6 protein-coding genes are annotated in these 10,505 nt (G+C 73.7%); 3 read left to right on the top strand and 3 right to left on the bottom strand.

The features are described from left to right. Positions 1 to 256: 256 nt before the first annotated feature. Positions 257 to 1,600: a type VII secretion integral membrane protein EccD gene (gene eccD / locus ACGH2B_RS15575; RefSeq protein ID WP_399089108.1), complete on the bottom strand. Its 1,344-nt coding sequence runs from the start codon at positions 1,598 to 1,600 to the stop codon at positions 257 to 259. Between the two features lie 878 nt (positions 1,601 to 2,478). Here eccD and ACGH2B_RS15570 point away from each other — a divergent pair. The 3 genes from ACGH2B_RS15570 to rarD all read left to right on the top strand — a co-directional run bounded on the left by ACGH2B_RS15570 (position 2,479) and on the right by rarD (position 6,855). Next, positions 2,479 to 4,419, top strand: coding sequence for a 2-oxoacid:acceptor oxidoreductase subunit alpha (locus ACGH2B_RS15570; RefSeq protein ID WP_399089106.1), 1,941 nt, complete (start codon positions 2,479 to 2,481; stop codon positions 4,417 to 4,419). Continuing rightward, on the top strand, positions 4,412 to 5,509 hold the full coding sequence (locus ACGH2B_RS15565) for a 2-oxoacid:ferredoxin oxidoreductase subunit beta (RefSeq protein ID WP_399089104.1): 1,098 nt from the start codon (positions 4,412 to 4,414) through the stop codon (positions 5,507 to 5,509). The genes ACGH2B_RS15570 and ACGH2B_RS15565 overlap by 8 nt, the downstream gene beginning before the upstream one ends. A 293-nt stretch (positions 5,510 to 5,802) precedes the next feature. After that, positions 5,803 to 6,855, top strand: coding sequence for an EamA family transporter RarD (gene rarD / locus ACGH2B_RS15560; protein WP_399097032.1), 1,053 nt, complete (start codon positions 5,803 to 5,805; stop codon positions 6,853 to 6,855). Positions 6,856 to 7,412: 557 nt separating this feature from the next. Here rarD and ACGH2B_RS15555 read toward each other — a convergent pair. After that, positions 7,413 to 8,693: an outer membrane lipoprotein carrier protein LolA gene (locus ACGH2B_RS15555; protein ID WP_399089102.1), complete on the bottom strand. Its 1,281-nt coding sequence runs from the start codon at positions 8,691 to 8,693 to the stop codon at positions 7,413 to 7,415. Between the two features lie 326 nt (positions 8,694 to 9,019). Continuing rightward, complete coding sequence (locus ACGH2B_RS15550) at positions 9,020 to 10,033, bottom strand: polyprenyl synthetase family protein (protein WP_399089100.1); 1,014 nt, start codon at positions 10,031 to 10,033, stop codon at positions 9,020 to 9,022. Between the last annotated feature and the right edge of the window lie 472 nt (positions 10,034 to 10,505).

The following is a 10,505-nucleotide window of genomic DNA, read 5'->3' as shown; positions in this document are numbered from 1 at the left end:
TTCCGCCGCCCCTCTTCCTCCGGTGTCTCCGGTGTCTCCGGCCGGACCGGCCGCTCCGTCGCCTCCGGCCGTTCCCCCGGGGCCGCCCGCCCCGGCTGTTCGGGCACCGCCGACTGTTCCGACCGCTCAGAGGGGTCCGGCGGTTCCGGGAGCGCGGACGCGCCTTGCGGGGCCGCCTCCGCCACCGGTGGCCGCGGCGCCCCGGGCACCCGCTCCGTACCGTTCATCCGCTCGTCCGTCCCTCCGCCGCCGCGCGTCAGAAGACGTTCCCCAGCAGGGCGTACGCGCCCAGGGCGCCCGCCGTCACCGGGATCAGGGCCACGACCGCCACCGACTCGGCGCGGGCGACGGCGCGCCGCAGGCCGGGGCGCGGGGCCGTGGTGCGCAGGGCGAGGAGTGCGGCCGGGAGGGCGGCCAGCAGGCACAGGAGCGCGCCCGCGGCGGGTGCCGGGCCGTCCGCGGCCCAGCGCACCACCGGGTGCAGACAGGCGGCGCACCCGGCGGCGGCGACCGCGGCGACCTGTACGGCCAGCGGGTAGGCGCGGGACCGGGCGCAGAGCACCAGGCCCAGCAGCAGTGCGGCGGCCACCGCCCACGCGTCCCCCTGGCCCGCCGCGAGCCAGCCGCCGGCGCCGGTCGAGACGGCGAGGGCCACGGTGGCCGGGGCGAGCGTCCGGTGGGTGGCGCCGAGGGCGGCGGCCACCCGGTGGCGGCTGACCGGGGTGGCGCCCGCCGGCCGGTCGCCGAGGCCGGTCAGCCCGGCCGACGCCAGTGCCCGGTGCGGCAGTTGGCCCAGGACGAGGACGCCCACGAGGCCGAGCACCGCACCCGTACGGGCGGGTGTGGTCAGCGCCAGACCGGCCTCCCACGCCCCCAGGGAGACGAGGACCGCCGCGGCTCCCAGGTGCGCCGCGCGCCGCCAGGGGGCGCGGAGCCCGAAGAGCGCGAGGAGGACGGCGGCGGTCCCGGCGAGGGCGGCGAGGCGGGCCTCGCCTCCCGGGGTCGCGTACCAGGAGGCGTACGCCCCCAGGGTGCCGCCGAGGAGCAACAGGACCGCCCCGGTGGCGCGTCGGGTGGTCCGGGTCGCGGCCAGGGCGGCGCCCGCGCCGCCGGACAGCACCGCGGCGACGCCCAGCCACAGCGCGGCGGCCGCGTCGCCGCCGTACCAGCGGCCGGCCCCGGCGCCCGCGACGGCGCCGAGCAGGACGCCCGCCGCGCCCGCCGCCACCGCGGCGCTCCGCGCGCCCCAGCCCCAGCCCCGTACCTCCAGCGGGGCGGCGACCTCGGCGATGCGGCCGTCGTCCGGGCGGGCACCGGGTGTGAACGGGCCCTGGACCAGGTGAAGTTCGGCGCCGTCCGCGACTCCGGCGGCGGTGAGGGAACTGTCCGGGGCGAGGGCGGTGCCGTCGGCGGTGACCAGCCGCCGCACGCCGGGGCCGGCCGGGCGCTCACCGAGCAGCCGCAGCAGCTCCGGCAGGAGTGCCCCTACGGGTTCCCCGGACGGGACGACCAGATCGGTGCGGCGGCCGCCCACGGTGATGAGGGTGACCCGGCTCAGGGTGGTGCGCCGCTCCTCGGGGGCGCTCACGCTCGCGCTCACGCCGGGGCCTCCGCCCGGCGGCGATCCGCCCAACAACCATCAGCCGTCAGCGCTTTGCCCCCGTACAGGGACACATGCCGGGTTTGCCGCGACCGAGCGGCGCCCCTTCCCGGCGGCCGACCACCCTCGTCCCGCGCCATCGCCCGTCACCCCTCCCCTGTACGCACGGCGCCACCCTACGGTCACCCCCGCGCGGCCCACCCGCCGGACGCCCCGGCCACAGGCCCCGCCGGAACCGACAAAAGGGCAGGTCAAAGCCGGTAGCGGGGCGAGCGGCCCGCACAGGGGCAAGTCGGCACGAGAGGAGCGCGGGCACCCCGGCACGCCCGAGGGCGACCATCCCGGGCGCTCCGGAAACGGCCGGCCCGAAGGGCCCCGATCGCGTCGGTACGTCCGGGAGTGACACCCCCGCGGAACCCGGGACGGGCGACCGCCCTGCCCCGGCCGTCCCGGCAAGCGACCGCACCCGCACCGCAGGCCCGGGCACGCCTCCGCCGGAGGCGGCCACCCCACACCCGAGTGACAGGGATCACCTTTCCCCGCCCGCCATCCGTGCCCCACTCTTCCCGGAACGACCGCACCGCTCCCCTCCGGTCCAGGCGCACACCGTGCGCCCCGGGGGACGTAGGTCCGGAGCCCTAGCACCATTGCCGGAGCGCCGACGGAGTCCGGAGCGCCTCGGGAGGGCAGGGATGTAACCAGTGTTTTCATGACAATTCGCAAGCATCAGCCGTCTCACGAGAGCGTCCATCATGTGATCGGCCCAGGGAAGGCGACCCTTACCCCCGTACGATGGTGAGGGGACCGTCCGGTCGGCATGACACGTCCCGAGCCCGCCTCCGGCGGGGAGCCGTACCCCTCTAGGGAGGTCCGAAGCAGTGACCAGCCAGGTCAGCAGCACAGCCGAACAGGCCGACGGAGCGCACGTCGGGGAACAGCGCTCCTTTGGTGACGGAGGCACAGGCAAGGAGGTCCGGCGCCTGGACCGGGTGATCATCCGTTTTGCGGGTGATTCGGGCGATGGCATGCAGCTCACGGGTGACCGGTTCACGTCGGAGACCGCGACTTTCGGTAATGACCTGTCGACGCTGCCGAACTTCCCCGCCGAGATCCGCGCTCCTGCCGGAACCCTCCCGGGCGTTTCCAGTTTCCAGTTGCATTTCGCCGATCACGACATCCTCACCCCGGGCGACGCTCCTGATGTGCTGGTGGCGATGAATCCCGCCGCCCTGAAGGCGAATTTGGCGGATGTGCCGCACGGCGCGGAGATCATCGTCAACACCGATGAGTTCACCAAACGCCCGATGGCGAAGGTCGGTTATGCGACCAGCCCGCTGGAGGACGGTTCGCTGGAGGCGTACCGCGTCCATCCGGTGCCGCTGACGACGCTGACGATCGAGGCGCTGAAGGACTTCGGGCTCTCCCGGAAGGAGGCCGAGCGCAGCAAGAACATGTTCGCGCTGGGTCTGCTGTCGTGGATGTACCACCGCCCGACGGAGGGGACCGAGAAGTTCCTGGCGGCGAAGTTCGCGAAGAAGCCGGATATCGCCAAGGCGAATGTCGCGGCGTTCCGGGCGGGCTGGAATTTCGGGGAGACGACGGAGGATTTCGCGGTCTCTTACGAGGTCGCGCCCGCCACGAAGGCATTCCCGACGGGGACGTACCGCAACATCTCCGGAAACCTGGCCCTGTCCTACGGACTGGTCGCCGCCGGTGTGCAGGCGGACCTGCCGGTATATCTGGGTTCGTATCCGATCACGCCGGCTTCCGACATCCTGCACGAGTTGTCGAAGCACAAGAATTTCGGTGTGCGTACCTTCCAGGCGGAGGACGAGATCGCCGGGATCGGCGCGGCGCTGGGCGCCGCGTTCGGTGGCTCGCTGGCGGTGACGACGACGTCCGGCCCCGGTGTGGCGCTGAAGTCGGAGACCATCGGACTCGCCGTCAGCCTCGAACTGCCGCTGGTCATCGTCGACATCCAGCGTGGCGGGCCGTCGACGGGTCTGCCGACCAAGACCGAGCAGGCCGATCTGCTGCAGGCCATGTACGGGCGCAACGGTGAGGCGCCGGTGCCGATCGTGGCGCCGAAGACCCCCGCCGACTGCTTCGACGCGGCGCTGGACGCGGCCCGGATCGCGCTGACCTACCGCACCCCGGTGTTCCTGCTGTCCGACGGCTACCTCGCCAACGGCTCCGAGCCGTGGCGCATCCCCGAGACCGGTGAACTGCCCGACCTGCGCGTCGATTTCGCCACCGGCCCCAACCACACCCTGGCCGACGGCACCGAGGTCTTCCGGCCCTACAAGCGCGACGAGCGCACCCTCGCCCGTCCGTGGGCGGTGCCGGGCACACCGGGGCTGGAGCACCGGATCGGCGGCATCGAGAAGCAGGACGGCACGGGCAACATCTCCTACGACCCGGCCAACCACGACTTCATGGTCCGCACCCGGCAGGCCAAGATCGACGGCATCGAGGTGGCGGACCTGGAGGTCGACGACCCCACCGGCGCCGCCACCACCCTCGTGCTGGGCTGGGGCTCCACCTACGGCCCCATCACCGCGGCCGTCCGCCGGCTGCGCGCCGCCGGCACACCGATCGCCCAGGCCCATCTGCGCCACCTCAACCCCTTCCCCAAGAACCTCGGCGACGTCCTGAGCGCCTACGGCAAGGTGGTCATCCCCGAGATGAACCTCGGCCAGCTCGCCACCCTCGTCCGGGCGAAGTACCTGGTCGACGCCCGCTCCTACACCCAGGTCAACGGCATGCCGTTCAAGGCCGAGCAGCTCGCCACGGCTCTCAAGGAGGCCATCGATGACTGAGACGATCCCCGGGCCGGCCGCCTCCGGGCCGCAGGCACTGGCGCTGGTCCCCAAGGCCGAGGCCAAGCAGTCCATGAAGGACTTCAAATCGGACCAGGAGGTCCGCTGGTGCCCCGGCTGCGGTGACTACGCCGTCCTCGCCGCCGTCCAGGGCTTCATGCCCGACCTGGGCCTGGCGAAGGAGAACATCGTCTTCGTCTCCGGCATCGGCTGCTCGTCCCGCTTCCCGTACTACATGAACACCTACGGGATGCACTCCATCCACGGCCGCGCCCCCGCCATCGCCACCGGCCTGGCCTCCGCCCGCCGCGACCTGTCGGTCTGGGTCGTCACCGGTGACGGCGACGCGTTGTCCATCGGCGGCAACCACCTCATCCACGCCCTGCGCCGCAACGTCAACCTCAAGATCCTGCTGTTCAACAACCGGATCTACGGACTGACCAAGGGCCAGTACTCGCCGACGTCCGAGGTCGGCAAGATCACCAAGTCGACGCCGATGGGGTCGCTGGACGCGCCGTTCAACCCCCTCTCGCTGGCGCTGGGGGCGGAGGCGTCGTTCGTCGCCCGCACCGTCGACTCCGACCGCAAACACCTCACCTCGGTGCTGCGCGCCGCCGCCGACCACCCGGGCACCGCGCTGGTGGAGATCTACCAGAACTGCAACATCTTCAACGACGGCGCCTTCGAAGCCCTCAAGGACAAGGACCGCGCCCAGCAAGCCGTCATCCGCCTGGAGCACGGACAGCCGATCCGCTTCGGCACCCCCGCCCCCGACGGCCTCGGCTCCCAGGGCGTCACCCGCGACCCGGCCACCGGCGACCTGAAGATCATCGACGTGACCGAGGAAGGCACCGACGCCGTCCTCGTCCACGACGCGCACAGCCCGTCGCCCACCACCGCGTTCGCCCTCACCCGCCTCGCCGACCCCGACACCCTCCACCACACCCCCATCGGGGTGCTGCGTGATGTCCGGCGCCCGGTCTACGACACCCTCATGGCCGAGCAGTTGGACGCCGCCGCCGAGCAGAAGGGCAAGGGCGACCTCGGTGCCCTGCTGGCCGGCAACGACACCTGGACGGTCGTCGGCTGAGCACCGCACCCGCGCGCTCCTCCCGGTGCCCCCACCCGGCTCGTCCGGTGGGGGCACCGGTGCGTTCCACCGCTGTGACCAGGGGGTTCGGGCGGTGAGGGGCGGTGCGTCGCCGGGCCGCCCGGCGGTCATGACCGTATGCCGGTACGCACATGACAGGCGGGCGGGGCGGCGCTACCGTCGCAGGGTCGGCATCGCCCGCCCGGGGCAGGCCGGGCAGCATCGGGAGGGCTTCCTTGGACTCTGGGAACACGCAGCGCACAGGGCTTGCGTACGGCCTCGCCGCGTACGGCATGTGGGGGCTGCTGCCGCTCTACTGGCATCTGCTGGACGCCGCGGCGCCGGCCGAGATCCTGGCGCACCGCATGGCGTGGTCGCTGCCGGTCGCCGGGCTCATCCTGGTGGCGCTGCGGCGCTGGTCGTGGGTGCGTCCGCTGCTGCGGCAGCCGCGCCGGATGGGGCTGGTCGCGGCGTGCGCGGCGGTCATCTCCGTCAACTGGTTCCTGTACATCTGGGCGGTGAACGCCGGGCACGTCCTGGAGGCGTCACTCGGGTACTTCATCAATCCGCTGGTCAGCATCGCCTTCGGGGTGCTGGTGCTGCGCGAGCGGCTGCGGCCGTTGCAGTGGACGGCGGTGGGCGTGGGCACCCTCGCGGTGCTGGTGATGGCCGTCGCCTATGGCCGGGTGCCGTGGATCTCGCTGGTCCTGGCCTTCTCGTTCGCCACGTACGGCCTGCTCAAGAAGGGCATCAAACTCGACGGTGTGGACGGGTTCGCCGCGGAGACGGCGGTGCAGTTCGTGCCCGCGGTGGGCTTCCTGATCTTCCTCGGCGTCCGCGGCGACTCGGTGTTCGTGAGCGGTGGCACCGGCACGGCGCTGCTGCTCGTGGGCTGCGGGGTGGCGACGGCGGTGCCGCTGATCTGCTTCGGCGCCGCGGCGGTCCGGCTGCCGCTGACGACGATCGGGATGCTCCAGTACCTGGCGCCGACGTTCCAGTTCGCCCTGGGCCTGCTGGTGTTCCACGAGTCGATGCCGCCGGAGCGGTGGGCCGGTTTCGCCCTGGTGTGGCTGGCGTTGGCGCTGCTGACCTGGGACGCGCTGCGGACCGCCCGTACGGCACGAGCGGCGATGGCGACCGCCGGACGCCGGGCCGCCGCCGCGACGGCGGCCCGGGGCGGAGCGGCCGGGAGCGGTGCGGCCGAGGGTGGTACGGCCGGTGGCAGTGCGGTCGGGAGCGGTGCGGCCGGTGGCAGTGCGGTCGGTGGCAGTGCGGTCGGGAGCACCGCTGCCCGGGAGCCTGGGGCACGGCTTCCGGCGGGGGCCGGGGAGGAGCCGACGGCCTGACGGGCGGGCTTGAGGGCCAGGGGCGCTGCGGATCTGGGGGGCGCTCGGCTTCGGGGGCGCCCGGCTTTGAGGCCGCTGCGGTTTCAGGGCACTGCGGCTTTGAGGCCGCTGCGGCTTGCGGGTCGTTCGGCTCTGGGACGTTGGTTGCGGCTTCGGGGGCGCTCGGCTCTGGGGACGTCGCGGCTTCGGGGGCGCTCCACTTCGGGCCGCTGGACTTTGAGCCACTGCGGCTTCAGGGGCGCTCGTGGGCCTCGTGGGCCTGAAGTGCCCCGGCCCGAGGTGGTCCGGTCAGGGGTCCGGCCCGGGGTGTTCCGGCCCGGGGCAGCCCGGGCCCGTACGGGCTGACGGCGGCGGGCCCGGGCGCCCGGGCGGCGTCCAGGCCAAGACCGGCCGCCCCGGAAGCGGCCCTGCACCGTATGGACCGGGCGGCCCTGTCAGGACCGGGCGGCCCCGGCCGCGGCGACGGATGCCCAGGGCGCCGGTACGACGGCCCCGGACGACCCGCCCCGCCCCAGGAGCGCGCCGGTCGGTGCCGGGCGCCCCCGGGGCCGGAGGGCCTACTTGGCGGCGCGGGCGGTGTTCGCCGTGTTGACGAGGGTCTGGCGGTCGACGGCGCCGACGTAGACCGTGCCGTCGTCGGTCATCAGGGCGTTGACCAGGCGGGTGGTGAAGACCCGGCCGGTGCCGAACTCTCCGTGGACCTTGTCACCGAGGCTGTCGAGGAAGGAGCCCACCCCGCCCTTGCCGGTCGGCAGCGGACCGCCGGCTCCCTTCAGCACGGCGACGCGGTCCCAGCCCTTGCCGAGGACCGTGAGGTTCTCCGGGCCCTCGGTGTTCCGCGCGCCCTTCCCGTCACGGAACTCCTTGAAGCCCTTGAAGCCCTCGAACCCCTTGGGGCCGTGGAGACCGTCCTTCCCCGGGTGCGTCCGCGGGGCGTCGGTGATCTTGGCGCCGCGGGGCGGGGCGAACGACGAGGCGGCCGGACGGGCGAAGTCGACGGTGGTGAAGCCCGCGTCCACGAGGGGGGCGCCGCCGCCTCGGGGCAGCAGCGAGAACTTCAGCGGTACGCCGTTGGCGGCATCCACCGCGATCCGGACCGACCCGACCGTCGAACCCTTCTGCTTCGGCGTCAGCACCAGTTGGTACGCGTCCCGCCCGGCGACCTTCGCGGTGTCGCCGACGGTGACGGAGGTGCTGTCCCCGGCGGCCTCCAGCACCTGCCGGGCCAGCTCCTGCGGGGTGGCCCCGGCCAGGTCACGCGGCGGCTTCGCGCCGTGCCGCGGTCCGTGCGCGGCGTCCGCGGGCCGCTCGGAGCGGACGGCGGTGTCGCTGCGGCTGTCGTACGCCCAGGCGTGGGCACCGTCGCGGATCAGGCTGTACTCGGAACCGCCGTCGACGAAGGTGACGCGCTGCTTGGCGGGGCCGTCGGCCGCGACGCGCAGGGTGTGGGAGCCGGAGGCCAGCTCCATCAGCTTGTTCTGCGGCGACTTCGGTGCGCCGCCGTCGCCCGCGCCGGGGCCGTCCGCGCCGCCGAAGCCCGGGAGCGCGCTCTCCGCGCCCGGCAGCGACGGCAGTCCCAGATCCGTGGTGACGCGGACCGTGCCGGACAGTTGCTGGGTGCCGGACCCGGCCATCTTGGTGAGGAGCTGCTGCGCCGTGATCTTCGGCAGATCGGGCGAGCCCGCTCCGGCGAACGCCGGGACCAGCCCGACCGTCGCCACCGCCCCCACCACCGCGACCGGGATCCCGTACCGGACGGCCTTGCTGCGCTTCACCGGGCCGTCCCCCGCCAGCTCCGGGGCGCCCGCGGTGGCGTCTGTCGGTTCGTTCCGTGGCATGTGCCTACCTCCGTCGTGAGCGGCGGACCCGCGCTGCGCACCGGTCCCCCCGGGCCCCATCGTGGCCGTACCCGCCGCGTTGTGGTGACTCTCATCCCATCAAACCGGCCGGAGTACCGCGTCAACCCGCAGAGCCAACCCGTCCTCCTGCTGGGGTATGACATCCGGTCAGCGCGGAACGGACCTCCTACACCAGGAGGGTGACACGGGCCCTGGCACCGTGGTGGCAGGCGGCACGCACCCGGCACCGTCCCGCGGCCCGGGGAGCGTCCGTGACCTGGAGCGGGGCCGGTAGCGCCGTACTCCCGGGAAGCGTCCGCTCCGGTTCAGCCCGCCCGGTGGACCACCGCGTCGCAGAGGCTCTCCAGCGCCGTCTTCGCCATGCATTCCGGCAGCGGCGCCAGCGCGGCGCGGGCCTCCTGGGCGTGGCGGACGGTGTCGCGGCGGGCCTGCTCCAGCGCGGGGTGGGCGCGGAGCCCGGCGAGCGCCTCGGCGTGCCGGGCGTCATCGGTGAGGTCACCGGCGAGCAGCTCGCACAGGGCGCGGTCCTCGGCGGTGCCGGACGGGCTCTCGGCGCGGGCCCGCAGGTGCAGCACCGGCAGGGTGGCGACGCCTTCCCGCAGGTCGGTGCCGGGTGTCTTGCCGGATTCGTGGGAGTCGCTGGCGATGTCGAGGACGTCATCCGCGAGCTGGAAGGCGGTGCCGAGCCGCTCGCCGTACTGGGTGAGGATGTCGACGGTGTTCTCGTCGGCGCCGGACATCATCGCGCCGAAGCGGCAGGCCACGGCGACCAGCGAACCGGTCTTCCCGGCGAGGACGTCGAGGTAGTGCTCCACCGGGTCGTGCCCGTCGCGCGGCCCCGCGGTCTCCAGGATCTGGCCCGTCACCAGCCGCTCGAACGCCTCGGCCTGGATACGGACCGCCTCGGGCCCGAGGTCGGCGAGGATGTGTGAGGCCCGCGCGAAGAGGAAGTCGCCGGTCAGGACGGCGAGGGAGTTGCCCCAGCGGGCGTTGGCGCTGGCCACACCGCGGCGCACGTCCGCCTCGTCCATCACGTCGTCGTGGTAGAGCGTCGCCAGATGCGTCAGCTCCACGACGACGGCCGAGGGCACCACACCGGGCGCGTACGGGTCACCGAACTGCGCGGCGAGCGTGACGAGCAGCGGCCGGAACCGCTTGCCGCCCGCGCGGACGAGATGCTGTGCGGACTCGGTGATGAACGGCACGTCGCTTTTGGTGGCCTCCAGCAGGCCCTCCTCGACAGCCGCCAACCCGGCCTGGACATCGGCCTCAAGAGCCTGGTCCCGCACGCTCAGCCCGAAGGGCCCGACGACGGTCACGAGGGGTACTCCTGTCTGCTGACGATCAAACGGAATGTCGATCTGTCGCTGTCTCCACCGCCCGCCAGCGTATCCGGTCCCAGTTCGATCACCGTGAGCGCCCGCCCCCCGAACCCCATCGGCAGCCGACCAGCCCTGTGCCCGGTATGTTCCCAGGCCCCTTTTCCCCCGATATGACGCGGATGGGGGCGAGGATTGGGTGACTTCCCTGGTGGGGCGCGGGGCCGCGAGGTGGGGAGTGGGCGGGGCCCGAGGTGGCCTGCCCGGGGCGGGCGGCCGGTCAGGCAGGTGATCGGGCCCGGCGCGGGGCAGGGGGGCTCGGGCCGGTTCGCCGGGTGCGGCTCCGGTCGGGCACGGGCGCCGGATCCATCGGGGCGACCGGCGCGTACGAGCCGTCCCGGCGCATCACGCCACCCCGGCATCCCGGTGCGCCGCAGCCCCAAGACCGGCCGGAGGCCCGGAACGGGCCACT

Source organism: Streptomyces sp. BBFR2, assembly GCF_044497305.1.
Lineage (GTDB): Bacteria > Actinomycetota > Actinomycetes > Streptomycetales > Streptomycetaceae > Streptomyces.
This window is presented reverse-complemented; position numbering and strand designations above follow the sequence as displayed.

Bases quoted from the DNA above. Each gene is read 5' to 3' on its own strand.
- ACGH2B_RS15565 (WP_399089104.1), top strand. From the start codon at position 4,412: ATGACTGAGACGATCCCCGGGCCGGCCGCCTCCGGGCCGCAGGCACTG.
- rarD (WP_399097032.1), top strand. From the start codon at position 5,803: ATGTGGGGGCTGCTGCCGCTCTACTGGCATCTGCTGGACGCCGCGGCG.
- ACGH2B_RS15555 (WP_399089102.1), bottom strand. From the start codon at position 8,693: ATGCCACGGAACGAACCGACAGACGCCACCGCGGGCGCCCCGGAGCTG.